This is a genomic window from Pseudomonas sp. GW821-FHT07G10 (assembly GCF_059418545.1).
In genome coordinates, this window is the sequence record NZ_JBWKQB010000029.1 from 62,505 (window position 1) to 80,485 (window position 17,981).

A 17,981-nucleotide genomic window follows, 5' to 3' on the forward strand; every position below is an offset into this window, starting at 1 on the left:
AGTCCGACTGAAATGTATTCGTTCTGATATGCGGCGGCATATTAAATACAAATGAGAGAGATTATCAATGCTATTCCTTTAAGTTTTTTTTTGATCTAGACTGCCGCCGGCTGTAGGAAAACGGCGTTCTTGACGTAAGAAAAAAACACAAATATCTGTTGCATGGGAGCGGGGCGTGAATTTCAAAAAGAATACAATTGCGTTGGCTGTAGGGTCGGCGGTGTGCCTGGCTAGCAGCGCATGGGCGACCGAACAGTCGAACACAATGGAGATCGCTCCGATCACGGTGACGGGTGAAAAAATCAACCGTACCCTTGAGCAAACCCAGTCCAGCGTCGTGGTAGTTACTGGCGAACAGCTGCGTGAACATGCTGACAAGGATCTGGTGGATGTGTTTGCCCGTACGCCGGGTGTGTACAACCAGGCCGGTAACGAAAACTGGGGTATTCGCGGTGTGCCGGTGTCCGGTTTCGACGACCAGGGCCCGGCCACGCTCAACGGTGCGGTATCGGTGTTCATCGACGGCGCCCAGCAGCCGAACCGCGCGTTGACCCTCAGCCCGATCCCGCTCTGGGATGCGGAGCAGGTCGAAGTGTTTCTCGGTCCGCAATCCTCCACGCAAGGCCGTAACTCCCTGGCCGGTGCGGTGGTTATCCAGACCAGGAATCCAACCTTCCAGCCGACCTTCTCGGCGCAAACCAATGTGGGGAACTATGGTGAGCGCGGAGCGGCCGTAGCCGGTGGCGGTTCGATCGTCGACGACAAGATTGCCGGGCGCATTGCCGTGGATTATCAGGACGGCGACGGCTACATCCGTAACGTCACCAACAACGACGATGCGAACCCGCACCGTACAAGCAACGCCCGCGGCAAATTGCTGATTCTGCCCAACGATGATGTTGATGTGCTGCTGACCTACGCCCACAGTGAAAACCGTCAGGGCGACAACTCGGTGATGCGGGTCAACGACCGGGTCCGTTTTTACGAGCTTTCCTCCAATACGCAGGCGTTCGACAACCTCAAGCAGGACACTCTCAGCGCCAAAGTGGACTACCGCCTGAACGACGCCTGGACCCTGACCAGCCTGACCGCCAACACGCGCTCCGACTATAGCGCCCGGCTGGACTTCGACCAGACCGCCGAGGTTAATGACGTCATTCTGCGCAAGCAGAACGGTGACATGTTTAGTCAGGAGCTGCGCCTGGGCTACCAGTCCGACACTGTTCGCAGTTTCGTCGGTGCCTACTACGGCCACACCACCAACAACTTCCACGACAAGTTGTTGTTCGACAACGAACTGGCCGGCGCCACCAAGGGTGACACGCGCATTGAAAACCAGGCGTTGTTCGGTGAGATCAACTGGACGTTCGCCCCGCGCTGGACCCTGATCACCGGCCTGCGCTTCGACCACGAGCAGAACGACACCGACATCGACCAGGATGATTTCTCCAGCGCCGGCAAAGTCAGCAAGTCGTTCAACGCCGCGCTGCCGAAAGTCGGCATCGACTATGAACTGGCCACGGATCAGTTCGTCGGCTTCATGGTGCAGAAAGGCTATCGCGGCGGTGGCGTCAACGTACGCGCCGGTGGCGGTCACGCGGCCTACGATCCGGAATACACCACCAACTACGAGCTGTCCTACCGCGGCTCGTTCTTCGACAAGACCCTGCGTACCCGCGCCAACCTGTACTACACCGACTGGAAAAATCAGCAGGTCAGTGTGCTGGACCCGGACACTCAGTTCGTTCACATCTTCAACGCCGGTCGCAGTGACATCAAGGGCCTGGAAGTCTTCGTTGAAAAAGACATCACCGAACAGCTGACACTGACCGTCGGTGGCGCCGTCACCGATGGCAAGTACAAGGACTTCGTCGCGGATGACGGCAGGGACAGGAGCGGCCAATCGTTCCTTTTTTCGCCCAAGTACAAGATGTCGGTGGGCGGCGTCTATCGCTTCGACGATCGCCTGACATTCGCCACCGACGTCACCTACCAGAGCACCACCCCGTCGGAATACGAGTTTGATTCGAGCGGCAAGGTCACCGGTGTGCGCAAGAGCGACAACTACTGGCTGGCCAACTTCAACACCGAGTACAAAGTCACCCAGAATGTTGCAGTGTCCGGGTTCATGAAAAACGCCTTCAACAAGGAGTACGTCACCAACAACCGCAGCGGTGACATCATCGACGTCGGCGCACCGCGCACGGTGGGTGTGGTTCTGCGTTACGACATGTAAACCCATGGGCGCGGGGAGGCTGTCTTCCCGCGTTCGGTTTCAAGGTTGTCGCTGTCTGGGACGCTCGTTTTCAGGCAGCCCCGTTCCCTTCCAAACCCAGCCTCCATGGAGGAAATCATGAATGCTTTTTCGAATGTCACGGCGGGTGGCGCGCAACAGCTACATCTGTTGCATACTGGTTTGTCGAGTCCTTACTGCCTAGATCCGACACCGCTGCTCGAACGCCAGCAACAGCAGGAATCCAACGCCCGCAGTTACCCTCGGCGCATTCCACTGGTGCTCGAACGAGCCCATGGCATTTACGTGCAGGACAGTCGTGGACAAGTGTTCGTTGATTGCCTGGCCGGTGCCGGCACCCTGGCGCTGGGCCACAACCACCCGGTAATTATCGAAGCCATCACCCAGACCATGGCGGCCGGTGTGCCGATGCACACCCTGGACCTCATGACCCCGGTGAAGGACGCCTTCGTACAAGAAATTTTTGGCTGTCTGCCCACAGAATTCGCTCGCAATGCACGCATCCAGTTTTGCGGCCCAAGCGGTGCCGATGCGGTAGAGGCGGCGCTCAAACTGACCCGCACCGCCACGGGGCGGCACTCGATCCTGGCGTTTGAAGGGGCCTACCATGGCATGACCCTGGGGACGCTGGCGATCAGCGGCAACCTGTCGCCGAAGAATGCCCTCGGTGCCTTGATGCCAGGCGTGCAACGCTTGCCTTTCCCCCACGATTACCGTTGCCCGTTCGGTGTGGCCGGCGATCAGGGCGTAACCTTGAACGTGCGTTACCTCGAGCATTTGCTCAACGACCCGGAAAGCGGTGTTACTGCACCGGCGGCAATGATTCTGGAACCGATCCAGGGCGAGGGCGGGGTGATTGCCGCGCCGGACCGCTGGCTTCAGGAGCTTCGCCGGTTGACCCAGGCTCACGGCATTCCGCTGATCGTCGACGAGATTCAGTGCGGCATCGCCCGCAGCGGCCGGATGTTCGGCTTCGAGCAGTCCGGTATCACACCTGACGTCATCACCTTGTCCAAAGCCATCGGTGGCGGTCTGCCGCTGTCGGTCATGGTCTACAACGATTCGCTGGATGTCTGGCAGCCGGGTGCCCACGCCGGCACGTTCCGTGGCAACCAACTGGCAATGGCCGCCGGTACCGCGACCTTGCGCTTCATCCGCGATGAAGGCTTGGTGGCACACGCGGAAACCGCGGGCGCGCATCTGCACAAGCAGTTGCAGATGCTGCAAAGCGAGTTCGCCTGGGTGGGCGATGTACGTGGTCGCGGCCTGATGCTCGGTATGGAAATCGTCGACCCGCAAGGCGCCCTCGACGTACAGGGGCATCCGCCAGTGGACGCGGTTCGGGCCAAGGCCTTCCAGCAGGCTTGCCTGAAGTACGGTCTGATTGTCGAGCTGGGCGGACGCCATGGTGCGACCGTGCGCTTCTTGCCGCCGCTGATCATTACCGAACAGGAAATCGATTTCGTCGCGCAAATCCTGTTCCAGGCAGCGAGCTCGATCAATGAGCGCTGCACGGGTTAATGATCTGCCGATGCACAGGGCTTGCCGAGATGGGCCGGCAAGCCCGCTCTTTTTTGAACAGGGACTGACAATGCGCAAGGCTTTAGCGACGATGAAACCCGCTTGGGTGTTGATGGCGGTGTTGGGATTAAGCGGCTGCGGTGCTCAGGATCAGCCCTCTGAACACACTGCGTCAGCGCCTCAGGTGAAGACGCTCACCGTGCAACCCCGATCGTTTGCCATGACCTCCGACCTGCCGGGCCGAATCGAACCGGTGCGCATCGCCGAGGTGCGCGCGCGAATTGCCGGTGTTGTGTTGACCCGTCATTTTCAGGAGGGCAGTGACGTCAAGGCGGGCCAACTGCTCTTCAGCATCGACCCGGCGCCGCTCAAGGCCGCCTTGATGCGGGTCGAAGGCGACTTGGCCAAAGCCGAGGCGGATGTCTATCGCGCCAATGCTCATGTCCAGCGTTACAAACAGCTGGTGGAAGTCAACGCTGTCAGCCCGCAGGCATTCGACGACGCAGTCTCCGATCTCAAGAGTGCCCAGGCCAATCGCCTGGCCGCTCAGGCTGATGTGGCCACTGCCAGACTCAACCTCGGTTACTGTCAGGTGCGTGCGCCGATCAGCGGCCGCATCGGCCGTGCCCTGGTCAGCGAGGGTGCACTGGTCGGCCAGGATGAAGCTACGCAGATGGCGAGGATTCAGCAACTGGACCCGATTTACGCCGACTTTACCCAGTCCGTCGATCAGGTCGTGGCCTTGCAGCAAGCCGTGGCCAGTGGTCGCCTGACCCTCACCGGCGCGGGCGCGGCCAACGTCACGGTGCAGATCGGCAGTCCGGCACAAACCCGACAAGGCAAGTTGATGTTCTCCGATATCTCCGTGGATCGAAGCACCGGGCAGGTCACCTTGCGCGGCGAGTTTCCTAACCCTGACAACCTGCTGCTGCCGGGGATGTATGTGCGTGTAGTGGCACCGGCGGGGGTCGATCCTCATGCGTTATTTGTGCCGCAAAAAGCAGTACAGCGGGGCCCTGACGGTCAGGCCCGCTTGATGTTGGTGGACGCCAAGGGGGTGGTGCGCGAGCGCATTATCAGCACTGGTGCGATGCTTGGCTCCGATTGGCAAATCACTCAAGGGTTGTCGGCCGGCGAGCAGGTGGTCATTGAACGGGCCGATAAACTGAGTGCCGGCACGCTGGTCACCGTCGTCACCCTGGCTGAACAGCAGGCCCGAAACTGACGGTCTGACTCATTCTTCCACGGCTGTTAGCCAGGATTTTACCGATGCCCGATTTTTTCATTAATCGTCCGAATTTCGCCTGGGTCATCGCGTTGTTCATTGCGCTGGTGGGAGCGCTGACACTGGGCACCTTGCCGGTCAGCCAATACCCGGACGTGGCCCCACCGCAAATCAGTGTCAGCGCCAGCTACCCCGGCGCTTCGGCGCAGATCATCAATCAGAACATCACCAGTCTGATCGAGGAGGAACTCAACGGGCTGAAAGACTTGCTGTACTACGAGTCCAATAGCGCCAACGGTAGCGCCGAAACCACCATCACCTTCAAGCCGGGAGCCGATCCCGACATGGCGCAGATCGATGTCCAGAACCGCTTGCAACGGGTGATTGGGCGGCTGCCTCAGGCCGTGATCGAGCAAGGCCTGAAAGTGGAACAGGTGCGCGCCAACTTCCTGATGATCTACGCCTTGTCTTACACCGATGGGCAGCAGGATTCTATCGGGTTGGCGGATTACGCCGCGCGGGGCATCAACAACGAGATTCGCCGCGTGGCCGGGGTCGGGCGGGTGCAGATGTACACCGCCGAGCGCGCCATGCGCATCTGGGTCGATCCCACCCGGCTGGTCGGTTACAACCTGTCGATGGCTGACGTGAGCAAAGCCATTGCCGCGCAAAACGTGCAAGTGCCCGCGGGCAGCATGGGCGAACGTCCGGGGCCTGCCGACCAGCACATTACCGCCACCGTCATGGTGCAGGGGCAGCTCGAATCGGTGGAGGCGTTCGGCAACATCGTGCTGCGGGCCAATGACGACGGCTCCAGCGTCAGAATCCACGACGTGGCGCGGGTCGAACTGGGGCGTCAGGACTACCGCTTCGACGCTCGCCTCAACGGTAAACCCGCGGCGGCCATGTCGGTGCAGTTGGCACCGGGCGCCAACGCGCTGCAAACGGCGGCCGCGATCAAAGCGCGGCTCGACCAACTGTCAAGCACATTGCCAGGGAACATGACCCTGAGTGTGCCCTATGACACCTCGTATTTTGTCGACGTGGCGATCAAGCAAGTCATCTACACGTTGATCGAAGCCATGGTGCTGGTGTTCCTGGTGATGCTGCTGTTCTTGCAGAACCTGCGTTACACGTTGATCCCGGCGATCGTGGTGCCGGTCTGCCTGTTGGGGACACTCGCGGTGATGGCCCCGCTGGGTTTTTCGATCAACATGATGACCCTGTTCGGCATGGTGCTGGCCATCGGTATTCTGGTGGACGACGCCATCGTTGTAGTGGAAAACGTCGAGCGCTTGATCACTCAAGAGCGGCTGTCGCCCAAAGACGCGACCCGCAAGGCGATGCAGCAGATCAGTGGGGCGATTGTCGGCATTACTCTGGTGCTTGCGGCGGTGTTTCTGCCGTTGGCGTTCATGGGCGGTTCGGTGGGGGTGATCTACCAGCAGTTTTCCATGGCGCTGTCGGTGTCGATTCTGTTTTCCGGGTTCCTCGCACTGACCCTGACGCCGGCCCTGTGTGCCACGTTGCTCAAACCCTTCGACCCGACGCATCAGGCCCGCCCCAACCGCTGGGCGAATGCCTTCAATCGACGCTTCGATGGCTTGGCCCAGCGTTACGAACGGCTCAGTTCGAGTTGGGTCCGGCGCAGCACCCGCAGCATGTGCCTGTACCTGATGTTGCTATTGGTACTCGCATTCGCCTATCACCGATTGCCGTCCTCATTCATGCCGTCCGAGGATCAGGGCTACATCATCACGGATATCCAGCTGCCACCCGCGGCTTCAGCCTCGCGCACCGACGTGACGGTGCAAGCGTGGGAGCACTATGCCCTGGCGCAACCTGCCACGGACCAGGTGCTGGCGATCATGGGGTTCAGTTTCTCCGGGGTCGGGGCCAACGCTGCATTATCGTTTGTCAGCTTCAAGGACTGGTCGGTTCGTGGAAACGGGCAGGCCAGCGATGCGGTGGCCCGGCGCGCGAATGAGGCCTTTGAAAATGCCGCCGATGGCACGCTGTTCAGCGTGGTGCCTCCACCGGTGGAAGGCCTCGGCACCTCAAATGGTTTCGAGTTACGGTTGCAGGATCTGGCGGGGCAGGGGCACGAAGCGCTATTGAACGCTCGAACCCAATTGCTGGAGGCGGCCAAGGCATCGCCGGTGATTGACTACCTGATGGAGGATGGCCTGGCTGATGCGCCGCAAATCAATGTCAGCATCGACCGTGAGAAGGCCGAAGCCCTCGGTGTGAGTTTTGATGTGATCAGTTCAGCGTTGTCATCGGCGCTGGGCTCGGAACAAATCAATGAGTTTGCCAATCAGGGGCGGATGCAGCGGGTAATCGTTCAGGCGGACGGCATCAGCCGCCAGACGCCTGAAGCGCTGCTGCGCCTGCAAGTGCCCAACCGGCAGAACCGATTGGTGCCACTGGACGCCTTCAGCCGTTTCGAGTGGCAGGTCGGGCCACTGCAGATCGCTCGCTATAACGGCTCGGCGTCGCTACGTTTTTCCGGTGATGCCGCGCCGGGTTACAGCACCGGTCAAGCCATGGAAGAACTGCAGAAAATCGCCCGTCAGCTGCCGGCCGGTTTCAGCCTCGAATGGGCCGGGCTGTCACTTCAGGAACAGCAGGCCAGCGATCAGGTACCGCTGCTGGTGGGGTTGTCGTTGATTGTGGTGCTGCTGGTGCTGGTGGCGCTGTATGAAAGCTGGACCATTCCCTTTGCCGTGCTGTTGATCGTGCCTATCGGCATGCTCGGTTCGGTGGCCGCGGTGACGGTCATGGGTATGCCCAATGACGTCTATTTCAAGGTGGGGTTGATTACGATCATTGGGCTTGCGGCGAAGAACGCGATTCTCATCGTCGAGTTTGCCAAGGCGCTACACGCTCAGGGAGCCAGCCTCGCGCAAGCGGCTGCTCAGGCCGCGCGTCTGCGTTTTCGTCCGATCGTCATGACGTCTCTGGCCTTTATTCTCGGTGTGGTACCCCTGGCAATCGCCACCGGTGCGGGTGCTGCCAGCCAGCGGGCGATCGGCACAGGCGTCATCGGTGGCATGCTGGCGGCGACCGTGCTCGGAGTTTTGTGGGTGCCGGTGTTCTTTGTCTGGGTCTTGTCCGCGGCAAAGCGGTTGAATCGCCAGCGTGTCGTCATCACCGAACCCGCGGCATAGTCGAGCGGTCTCCAGCCAGAGGTTGGCGGTTAATTTTCAAAGACTCTCAGGGTCGCCAAAGAACATTTTGACTGGGCTCCAGAGCGGTAGTTTCAGGCCGAAAAATCTTTGTGATGCCCCCAGCTTTGCCCCACTCGCACGTGGTACACGAGCGATCGCGAATGGGGATTGTGACTGAATTCCAGTATGGCGCATGGTGGCTTTCAGTGTAATGCTTCAATCGAAACTGACCGGTACGCTGTGCTTGCCAAGTTCGGAATCCTTGACTCAAAGCGGACCTACAGTGAGCGGTTTCGCATCAAGCGGATGCCGCTTATCCCAGTCACCTTCGATCTGCTTTCGATCCAAGGAGCCAAGCGTTGTGAAAGACAGAGATGTGAGGTTGAAGATCACTCTTCGCCGCTCCCCACTTCTCGTTCTTCGAATGCGGAGCGCACGGCTTCCACAACACGTTCCGCCCGGTGAGCGTCGTCCAGCTGCGGATACGCTTTCTTCAATTTGCCAGATACCTGCCAGCCATTTTCCTTGAGAGAGCGAATGATGCGGTTCGCGTCCTGATCCGGCATTTCTACCACCTCTTTGAGCCGCTCCTGGGCGCGCTGGAAAATGACCAGCGCACGGGCCTCATCGGCCATCTCGGTACGGACCGTATGCGCCACGACCTGTGCCGTGTACAGGACGTGTTCAGTCAGATCGGGATAGCGCCATGCGAATTGCGCGTCGTCGTAGTCATCGAAGACCAGGTTGCTCGGGGTGCCATCCTCGTAGACGACGAGTTCGCCAAACCGATAGGACGCTGCGTAACGTTGCATGAATGGCCGCGAAAACACCTCCAGCGTACGATCGTAGCGCGCCCGAAAATCGATCGAGCTCGTGATTGTGGCCGACACCGGCAGGATCACGCCATCAGGCACCGCCTTATCGCGGATCAGGGTGTCGTTGATCAGGAAGCGATGGATCCGACCATTGCCGTCCCGCATGGGGTGGATATACACAAAGGCGAAGGCGATGGCCGCAGCTCGAGCCAGCGGCTCGGCGCCCCGTGTTGCCAGCTCGAATGCTTTCAGGCCATCGAGCAGTTGCGCTAGCACCTCAAATTGCGGCGCAATGTAGTGCACGATATCCTCGTGCATGGTCGCCTGTCCTACGAAGACCGGCGAGTACCGCAGACCCAGTCCGAAGGCCTCATGACCCAAAATACCGGCTTGCAACGTGTGTAGGCTATCGTTGCTCAACGGATCCTTGATATGGCCACAGTACTTGGCGATCACGTGGGCAAACCGCTGGATCCTGTCGGCTTGGTCTGCCTCTTTCTCGATCAGAAAGCTCGCACGCGACTCCTTGAGCGTCAGCCAACTGGCCGTGCGCATCAGGATGTCGGCGCCAAAGGTTTGGTTCAGCTCGCGCAGTGCTGCATCCATGTCAAATTGCAGCGCTTGCTGTACGGTATCGGTACGGCGGACCAGGGGGCAGAACTCCGGCACGCCGGGCAGATTATCGTTGATGCGCCAGCGCCGTATCCGCAGTGGCTCAACGCGGGTCAGGTACTGCTGCGACGAAACGGCATCGACATAGCCGCTATTGGTCACATCTGGCACATCCAGATGCTGTCCGGTTAGCCACTCGTACAGGAATCCGGTGCGGCGGGCATATTGCCCAAAGGGCGCTTGCCGGCACCAGGCTTCGATGGGCTCTGGGCCAACAGCCGCAAACAGACGGGCGAAAAACTCGAGGTGAACTTCTTCGTACTTGAGCCCAAACTCGAAATGCCCTGCGAAATTGTCCACCGGCTGGTAGCTGGCGGGATACTTGTTCTCGACATGTCCGTTGCTCTCGCGGCTCATCCGTGTCGTACCGATCACCGATTCGACACGTAGGGGTTGTGCAAGCGCGATACCGTAGCGATCGGCGAGTGCCTTGAAACCTACCTTCATTGTCGAAACCCCTAACGCGAGCTTAAAAATGATAACCGGAAGGGGATAGTACGCGAAAATGATAATTCAGAGGGGCGCGAAAACGCTAACGATCACTTGAAAATGATAACAAAACAACGGTTTTTTCCGAAAACGATAATAGCCTGGAGTGCCTTGTAGGAGAAAGCATATAGGACGAAGCTTGCCTGGCCGCGTAAAGTCGTCAAAGTCAAAGACTCTCAGGATCCCCAAAGAACATCTGAATCCGCGAGCGCAACCAGCGTTCGCCCGGGTCGTTGTCCTGAGAGCCGCGCCAGGCCATGTGCAGTTCGAAACTGCGCACCGGCAGCGGCGGTTCTTCGGCGCGTACACCGCCAGCGGCGGTCAGGGCATCGGCTGTATAGTCCGGCACCATGGCGACGATGTCGGTGCCCGCCAGCAGCGTGCCCAGGCCGTTGAACTGTGGAACGGCGAGCACCACGTGGCGCTTGCGGCCGAGGGTCTCCAGCTCTTCATCGATAAATCCGCTCAGGTCACCGGCAAATGACACCAGTGCATGGGGGCGGGCGCAGAAGTCATCCAGGCTCAGGGCTCCGGGCATACTGTCCGCGCGCAGCAGTTTCGGCATGCTGCGGCGCAAGACCTTGCGTTTGGCATTGGCCGGCAAATCAGTGGTGTAACTGACGCCAATCGAAATCTCGCCGGACGCCAACAGCCCCGGCATTAATATGTAGTTGACCCGCCGCACCACCAACACGATGCCTGGCGCTTCAGCGCGCACGCGTTTGAGCAGCATCGGCAGCAAGGCGAATTCGACGTCATCCGACAGGCCAATACGGAACACTGCGTTGCTGGTCGCCGGGTCAAACTCGGAGGCGCGGCTCACAGCAGTGGAAATCGAATCCAGGGCCGGAGAGAGCAGGGCGAAGATTTCCACCGCCCGTGCTGAAGGTTCCATGCTGCGTCCGGTGCGCACGAACAGCGGGTCATCGAACAGCCCGCGCAGGCGTGATAACGCTGCACTGATGGCCGGTTGGCCGAGGAACAGTTTTTCCGCAGCCCGGGTCACGCTGCGCTCATGCATCAATGTTTCGAACACAATCAACAGGTTCAGGTCGACACGACGCAGGTCATTACGATTCATCTGGGGTCCTGGCAGAGTCAGCAAACTTGACGGGAACAGTCATATGAGAACAATGACCAGCATGAATCTTACGGGGAAAGACTGGTACTCTGCACCGGATAATTCAGATTTCCCACGATGCTGGTTCGGTTTTCTACGGATTTTGACGTCGTTGCCGGAGCTGCGGAATCAATGACAGGCATGTCGACTATTAATAGCCACTGATGGTCTTGGTCAGAAAGCCCAGATAGAGTTCAGGGCATTAGAGGTTACTTTGACGAGGTTTGCGATGTCCCGCACGATCCGTTTTCACAAGTTTGGTCCAGCCGAGGTGCTCAAATGCGAAGAGCATGCGGCAGCGATGCCTGCACCGGGCGAAGTGCAGGTGCGTGTCGAGGCAATTGGCATCAGTTGGTACGACGTGCTCTGGCGTCAGAATCTGGCGTCGTCCCACGCTCGACTGCCTTCGGGCCTTGGCCATGAAATGGCCGGCGTGGTGACGGCTGTCGGCGAGGGTGTCGATGATCTGGCGGTGGGTGACAAGGTCGCCAGCTTCCCGGCGCAAAGCCCGAACGATTATCCGGTCTACGGTGAGCAGATCGTTCTGCCTCGTTCGGCGTTGACCCGTTACCCCGACGTACTGAGCCCGATTGAAGCCAGCGTGCATTACACGCCACTGCTGGTAGCCTACTTTGCCTACGTCGATCTGGCACGGGTCAAACCGGGTCAATTTGCCCTGGTGACCGATGCCAGCCACTGTGCCGGGCCATCCTTTGTGCAGCTGGGTAAAGCGTTGGGGGTGCGGGTCATTGCCGCGACCAAGACGGCTGATGAACGTGATTATTTGCTGTCGCTCGGTGCCGAGAAGGTAATCGTTACCGAAGAGCAGGATCTGCTGATGCAGATCAACAAGTACACCGACAGTCGTGGCGTCGATGTTGTATTCGACGGCCTCGGCGGACCGCAGATGTCGTTGCTCGGTGATGTGCTGGCGCCTCGCGGCAGCCTGGTGTTGTATGGCCTGCAAGGCGGCAACCAGACACCGTTCCCGGCCTGCGCGGCGTTCCAGAAGAACATTCAGTTCTTTGTGCATTGCATCGGCAACTTCACCGGCAAACCGGAGCTGGGCATCATTCAGGACCAGGTGGCATTGCAACGAGCATTGCGCGACATCAATCAACTGACTGCGGATCGTGTTTTGCTGCCACTCAAGACTCGGGTCTTCCCGTTCAATGAGTTTGTCCAGGCCCATCGTTACATGGACGAATGCCCATGCCGCGTGCGGGTTGCCCTTCAGGTCGAGCCGGCCTGATTGCCTTCGTCAGAGTCCGTTGCAGCGGGCTCTGACGTTTTCGCCAAAACGAATGGCCCCGTACTCTCTAAAGCACGCTGAAACTTTTACTCTCCCGCCTGTTTGTTCTCACCTGTCCAGTTATTTTAATTGAGCATTCTCCGTTCTCGCGTGCCAGCTCAGGCCGATACCCGTAAATAATTCGCTGCCTGCGCCGTTTAACTTAAATGATGCCACACATCCCGTGTTCTAAAGGTTTGGCAACTGAACTGGTTTTTTGTACGAATCTGTATCTTCCAATCATTGTATAAGCCTTGATAATTGGATGATCACTTTCGTCTCAAGGAATGAGTCATGCTTGAAGTTAAAGGGTCGCTTTGTTTTTGTGTCGAAATTCCCCGCAAGCCCCCCGCTGTGCGTGGTTTTGTGCGTCACTTGCAAGAAGCAAGGCGCGCTGAATTAGTTGCGACCAATAGTGCCTGCGTGCATCTTCTTTGTTTTGTGTGCTCATTGTTTGTAGGAGGTCGTAGGAAGTTTCCCAACTTGCTTTCATTTGCCTTTTGACAGTCCTGATATTTCATCGCGATGTTAATGTTTGGTAACTGAAGGTGAAGCAGAGCTGGCAATGGCCTGCTTGACACCGATTATACATTTCAGGTGTAACGACGATGAGTGCAATTCACGATCAGGCAATGAGCTATGTTTATCAGCAAGTACTGCATCGCTTACTGGGCTATTTCTCCCGCGCAGAACGGACGGCATTGCAACTTTTCATCCAGCGTCTCGTCGTTTCTGCCGGCGGAATGGAGCGTATCGGTAAACACAAGGTGCTGATGGTCCATTCGGGTTCCTGGGACAGCAGCTACACCTTGGGTTTTCTGCGCGCCGCTCAGCTGAGTCTCGCCGGCAGAGCCCCGGCAACTTTCAACTTGCGGGTCGCTACCCTGCGCCATGCCTGGATGAGCCCGCAGACATTGGCCAATATCCACCGCAGCTACGGCGCGTTGTTCGTTTATGACGATCCACGGGTTGAGGCGTTGATGCTCGATGCGCGCAATGTCCTGCCTTTTAATCATCTGGCGCCAATCTCCGAAACAGGTCGTGAACTCAATTGCCGAAACCTGTTGATCAGTGGTCACCTTTCGCAGGGCGAAGGGAGCTCGACGTTTGGCGATGACTATCATTTATCAATGGGTGATTTCTACGGGGTGATGGCTCGCTGGGACGGTGGTGTCGATACGTTGATCAATGGTGACTCTCCCTTCGAGCAAAGACAGTATCTGAGTTGTTTCATGAGTGCCGCGAAGAAAATCGGGTTATCGGCCGAGTGCACCAGTGCACCCGATTTCGATGATCTGTTGGGGACGCTCGAGCCGTTTGGGCAGGACTATTATCGCGTGCTATGCGCAGACAATGACCAGCAATACGTGCAGCAGGCGGTGGCTTATGAGGCGCGCCGGCGGGTGTCACACATTAGCCTGCATGAATTGGTTGGTGGTAAGCAGGAGGAGCGTTCGCGGTTGCTCAGCGAGTTTCTCGGCTTTCAGTTCGATCTGTTCACCTCTCACGTCGGCGAAAGCGAATACGCCAGTCTGTTGCTGTTGGCTCATATGCGAGGCTTGCAGGCTCAGTTTGTGCGTGGCCTGAGTTATGCAGAGGGGGTTGCCGAATACTTGAGACTGGCTTCGCTCCAGATGCGTAATAAGGACCTGCCCGAAAGCCTGGTAGAGCAAGTGCTTTGCGCCTACGCCAGTGCGCAAAGGATTGAGGAGCGTCGCGCCCAGGCAAACGCCTATGCCCGACAAACGCTGGGCCTGAATGAGGTGCAACTGGTTTGTCTGCTGTTCGCGCCCTTTGTCAACGGCGGGGAAGGTCTTGAGAACTTCCTGCGTCGTTGTCATCCGGGCATGCTCGTGGCTATGCCTGAGGTACATAAGGCGCTGCAGATGCAGTGGGCGCCGGAGCAGGTCATGCAATGGATGGTCGATGTCAGCGGTTTGCCCGTCGGCTTGCTTGGCAAGCTCTACGGCATGTGTCAGGCCGACGTTGGTGAGCCTGATCAAGGCCAGGAAGGACTCCTCATCTCCGACAGTGGTGATGTGACGACCGAAGAGTCAGCGGGACGTTGAAGGGGGTTGAGTTGATAGGGTCAAATAATGTGTTTCCACGTTCGCACTTGCCGGACATCCAAAAGCGCCTGCAGATGCCTGGTACCGTCACGCAGGCCGTGTCATCTCTTGTGAAAGGCGTCGAAAAAACCGATTTCGCTTATCAGGCGGTGTACCGTTATCTGACCAGCCTGATCGGTGAGGCGGGCACCGACGTCCGCGTCAAATTGCCTTCGCTGCGACAGCTGGCGGACCGGCTGAATGTCTCCATCTCGACGATTCAATATGCCTATTCACTGCTGGAGAAGGAGGGGCGGGTCTATTCGATCGCCAAGTCTGGCTACTATGCACGGCCGGTATCTTTCAGCAGTTGCTTGAGCATTGGCAATGATTTGCTTGAAACGGTCTACGTCAGTGCCAGACGCCCGGACATGCTGGTGTTGAGCGGCGACGAGCCAGCGCTGTTGCTGTCTCTGGATAACCCTTTATTGCTGATGGAGCGAGAGTTGGTGCGCCAGTATCCGCGTCAGCTTCAGTCGCTGTCACAGCCATGTGGCGAGCTGGAGTTGCGCACCGCGCTGGCCGCCCGCTACACCTCGTCCCCGGTGCGTTGCTGGCATGCCGATGATGTCTACATCGGCGCGGACCTGCGCGGGGTGTTGGAAATCCTCATCGCAGTGTTTGGGCTCAAGGGCGCTACGGTGCTGGTGGAATCACCCTGTGACTGGGGAATCTTGCGTTTGCTGCAGACGGCCGGTGTGCGGGTGATCGAGTTGCCACTGCAAGACACTGGCTGCCTGGACCTTGATTCGCTCACACATCTACTGAGGACCGAAGTGGTACGTCTAGTGATGGTGTCCTCCGGCATCAGTATGCCAATGGGCAGCCTGATGCCGGCGAGCGACAGGCGACATGTGGCGCAGGTGCTGGAGCAGTACGGTTGTTGGGTGCTGGAGAACGACATCTACGGTGAGCTGGCTTTTGAACAAACCGGATGGCGCTTTCGTGACCTGGTCAGCACTGACCGGTTGATAGTGTTTTCTACATTCGAGAAGATCATTGGTCCGGAAGCGCCCTACGGGTATTTGCTTTCACGCCATTTGAGTGTCGAACTGCATCGGCATTTTCTCTTGCGGTCTTTCCGTTTGTCGCCCATTCGCCAGAAAGCCATCGCCCGGTTATACAGCAATGGTCGCCTCGACCAGCATCTACAGGTGCTGCGCCGGATGCTGGAAGAGCGTATGTGGTACATGATGCAACGGCTGCAGGAGCGCCTGGCCGACTCACTTCAATTCATCGTGCCCGCTGGTGGCGCCACTGTCTGGGTGCGCTCTTTAAGGCCGGTGGATCTACGTCAAGTGTTCCAGCGCCTGCTCAAGCAGCGGATCGTCGTTGCCCCTGGCGAACTGTTCAGCATTCACGGGCTTCATTCCCAGAGCCTGAGATTGAGTCATACCTTCAACGGTCATCATGATCTGGATGCCGCGCTGGGTTATCTGGCGGATGCCTTGAGGCTTGAGTTGCTTGAGTGAGTGGCGCCAACAAGCATTTCAAGGCGATAGATAACGTCGCAAAGCGCTCAAACTGCCAGTAAACTGCGCCTCTATCCCTGAACCATCCTTTCCAGAGGTTATGCATGACAATCAGTCCTTTTGCGGGCAAACCGGCACCGGCAGAACTGTTGGTCGATATCCCGCGACTGGTAACGGCCTATTACACCGGCCAACCTGATGCAGCAGTTGCTACTCAACGTGTGGCTTTTGGCACTTCGGGACACCGCGGCAGCTCCTTCGAGCTGAGCTTCAATGAATGGCATGTCCTGGCCATCAGCCAGGCCATCTGCCTGTATCGCGAGGCTCAGGGTGTTGATGGTCCGCTGTTTGTCGGCATCGACACCCATGCGCTGTCGACTCCGGCCGGTGCCAGCGCGCTGGAAGTGCTCGCGGCGAACGGCGTCACCGTGATGATCGCCGAAGGCGACGAATACACCCCGACGCCAGCGGTCTCCCACGCCATTCTTTGCTACAACCGTGGTCGCACCTCTGGACTGGCAGACGGCATCGTCATCACCCCATCACATAACCCGCCACAAAGCGGGGGCTACAAATACAACCCAACCAATGGCGGCCCGGCCGATACCCACATCACCAAGTGGATCGAAGCCAAGGCCAACGAACTGCTGGCCAACAAGCTCGCTGGCGTGAAACGCATCAGCTACGAGCAGGCACTGAAGGCAAGCACCACCCATCGTCACGACTACCTCAACACCTACGTTGCCGATCTGATCAATGTGATCGACATGGACGCCATTCGTGGCGCCAGGCTGCGTCTGGGCGTCGACCCGTTGGGCGGAGCAGGGGTGCGCTACTGGTCAGCGATTGCCGAGCACTACCGTCTGGATCTGGATGTGGTCAACACCCAGGTCGATCCTACGTTCCGCTTCATGTCGGTGGACTGGGACGGTCAGATCCGCATGGACCCGTCTTCCAGCTACGCCATGCAAGGCTTGATCGGCCTTAAAGAGCGCTTCGACGTTGCGTTCGCCTGTGACCCGGACCATGACCGTCACGGTATCGTCACGCCATCCGGCGGCTTGCTGGCGCCGAACAACTATCTGGCGGTGTCCATCGATTACCTGTTCCAGAACCGTCCGCAATGGCGTGCCGATGCGGCCGTGGGCAAGACCGTGGTCAGCAGCGGCTTGATCGATCGGGTCGCCAGACGACTGGGGCGCCGTCTGTATGAAGTACCGGTGGGTTTCAAATGGTTCGCTGACGGCTTGTTCGACGGCTCTCTGGGCTTCGGCGGTGAAGAAAGCGCCGGTGCCTCGTTCCTGCGCAAGGACGGCGGCGTCTGGAGCACCGACAAGGACGGCTTGATTCCAGCGCTGTTGGCGGCGGAAATGACTGCTCGTACCGGCCGCGACCCAAGCCAGATCTATCGGGCGCTGACCGATGAGCTGGGTGAGCCCTTCTCGGTGCGCGTCGACGCCAAGGCCAATCCCGAGCAGAAAGCCTTGCTCAGCAAACTGTCACCGGAGCAGGTCAAGTCCACGCAGTTGGCCGGGGAGGCGATTCAAAGCATTCTCAGCCATGCACCGGGCAACGATCAGGCCATCGGTGGTTTGAAAGTCATGACCGAGAACGGCTGGTTCGCGGCACGCCCTTCGGGCACCGAAGACATCTACAAGATCTACGCTGAAAGCTTCATCGGTGATGAGCATCTCAAGCAACTGGTGGCAGAAGCTCAGACATTGGTGGATGGAGCAATTTCTGCGAAATGACTGATGGCCCTGTGGCGTTTGATCGTTCCCACGCTCCTGCGTGGTAACGCATCCCGGTGACGCTCTGCGTCACATGGACGCGGAGCGTCCAGG

General features: G+C 58.6%; 11 protein-coding genes. 9 read left to right on the forward strand and 2 right to left on the reverse strand.

The window, feature by feature from the left end:
• The first annotated feature begins 175 nt into the window (after positions 1-175).
• The 4 genes from AC07O1_RS25025 to AC07O1_RS25040 all read left to right on the forward strand — a co-directional run bounded on the left by AC07O1_RS25025 (position 176) and on the right by AC07O1_RS25040 (position 8,170).
• Positions 176-2,236 (forward strand): TonB-dependent receptor, encoded by a 2,061-nt coding sequence (locus AC07O1_RS25025; protein WP_495090509.1) that lies wholly within the window; start codon positions 176-178, stop codon positions 2,234-2,236.
• 117 nt (positions 2,237-2,353) lie between these two features.
• Positions 2,354-3,775: a diaminobutyrate--2-oxoglutarate transaminase gene (locus AC07O1_RS25030; RefSeq protein WP_495090510.1), complete on the forward strand. Its 1,422-nt coding sequence runs from the start codon at positions 2,354-2,356 to the stop codon at positions 3,773-3,775.
• A 70-nt stretch (positions 3,776-3,845) separates the two neighbouring features.
• Positions 3,846-5,000: an efflux RND transporter periplasmic adaptor subunit gene (locus AC07O1_RS25035; RefSeq protein ID WP_495090511.1), complete on the forward strand. Its 1,155-nt coding sequence runs from the start codon at positions 3,846-3,848 to the stop codon at positions 4,998-5,000.
• A gap of 44 nt (positions 5,001-5,044) precedes the next feature.
• Positions 5,045-8,170, forward strand: coding sequence for a multidrug efflux RND transporter permease subunit (locus AC07O1_RS25040; protein WP_495090512.1), 3,126 nt, complete (start codon positions 5,045-5,047; stop codon positions 8,168-8,170).
• A gap of 389 nt (positions 8,171-8,559) precedes the next feature.
• Here AC07O1_RS25040 and AC07O1_RS25045 read toward each other — a convergent pair whose 3' ends face one another.
• Complete coding sequence (locus AC07O1_RS25045; protein WP_495090513.1) at positions 8,560-10,104, reverse strand: Fic family protein; 1,545 nt, start codon at positions 10,102-10,104, stop codon at positions 8,560-8,562.
• 208 nt (positions 10,105-10,312) lie between these two features.
• On the reverse strand, positions 10,313-11,227 hold the full coding sequence (locus AC07O1_RS25050; RefSeq protein WP_495090514.1) for a LysR family transcriptional regulator: 915 nt from the start codon (positions 11,225-11,227) through the stop codon (positions 10,313-10,315).
• 268 nt (positions 11,228-11,495) lie between these two features.
• Here AC07O1_RS25050 and AC07O1_RS25055 point away from each other — a divergent pair, with 268 nt between their 5' ends.
• The 5 genes from AC07O1_RS25055 (at position 11,496) to pgm (ending at position 17,888) form a co-directional block, all read left to right on the forward strand.
• Positions 11,496-12,518, forward strand: coding sequence for a zinc-dependent alcohol dehydrogenase family protein (locus AC07O1_RS25055; protein ID WP_494994896.1), 1,023 nt, complete (start codon positions 11,496-11,498; stop codon positions 12,516-12,518).
• A gap of 333 nt (positions 12,519-12,851) precedes the next feature.
• Complete coding sequence (locus AC07O1_RS25060) at positions 12,852-13,061, forward strand: hypothetical protein (RefSeq protein ID WP_495090515.1); 210 nt, start codon at positions 12,852-12,854, stop codon at positions 13,059-13,061.
• Positions 13,062-13,165: 104 nt separating this feature from the next.
• Positions 13,166-14,626, forward strand: coding sequence for a hypothetical protein (locus AC07O1_RS25065; RefSeq protein ID WP_495090516.1), 1,461 nt, complete (start codon positions 13,166-13,168; stop codon positions 14,624-14,626).
• A 110-nt stretch (positions 14,627-14,736) separates the two neighbouring features.
• Positions 14,737-16,137 carry an aminotransferase-like domain-containing protein gene (locus AC07O1_RS25070; RefSeq protein WP_495090517.1) on the forward strand — a complete coding sequence of 467 codons (1,401 nt, stop codon included), beginning with the start codon at positions 14,737-14,739 and terminating at the stop codon, positions 16,135-16,137.
• Between the two features lie 104 nt (positions 16,138-16,241).
• Complete coding sequence (gene pgm, locus AC07O1_RS25075; RefSeq protein ID WP_494994899.1) at positions 16,242-17,888, forward strand: phosphoglucomutase (alpha-D-glucose-1,6-bisphosphate-dependent); 1,647 nt, start codon at positions 16,242-16,244, stop codon at positions 17,886-17,888.
• The last annotated feature ends 93 nt before the right edge of the window (positions 17,889-17,981 follow it).

Bases quoted from the DNA above. Each gene is read 5' to 3' on its own strand.
- AC07O1_RS25030 (WP_495090510.1), top strand. From the start codon at position 2,354: ATGAATGCTTTTTCGAATGTCACGGCGGGTGGCGCGCAACAGCTACAT.
- AC07O1_RS25035 (WP_495090511.1), top strand. From the start codon at position 3,846: ATGCGCAAGGCTTTAGCGACGATGAAACCCGCTTGGGTGTTGATGGCG.
- AC07O1_RS25040 (WP_495090512.1), top strand. From the start codon at position 5,045: ATGCCCGATTTTTTCATTAATCGTCCGAATTTCGCCTGGGTCATCGCG.
- AC07O1_RS25045 (WP_495090513.1), bottom strand. From the start codon at position 10,104: ATGAAGGTAGGTTTCAAGGCACTCGCCGATCGCTACGGTATCGCGCTT.
- AC07O1_RS25050 (WP_495090514.1), bottom strand. From the start codon at position 11,227: ATGAATCGTAATGACCTGCGTCGTGTCGACCTGAACCTGTTGATTGTG.
- AC07O1_RS25055 (WP_494994896.1), top strand. From the start codon at position 11,496: ATGTCCCGCACGATCCGTTTTCACAAGTTTGGTCCAGCCGAGGTGCTC.
- AC07O1_RS25060 (WP_495090515.1), top strand. From the start codon at position 12,852: ATGCTTGAAGTTAAAGGGTCGCTTTGTTTTTGTGTCGAAATTCCCCGC.
- AC07O1_RS25065 (WP_495090516.1), top strand. From the start codon at position 13,166: ATGAGTGCAATTCACGATCAGGCAATGAGCTATGTTTATCAGCAAGTA.
- pgm (WP_494994899.1), top strand. From the start codon at position 16,242: ATGACAATCAGTCCTTTTGCGGGCAAACCGGCACCGGCAGAACTGTTG.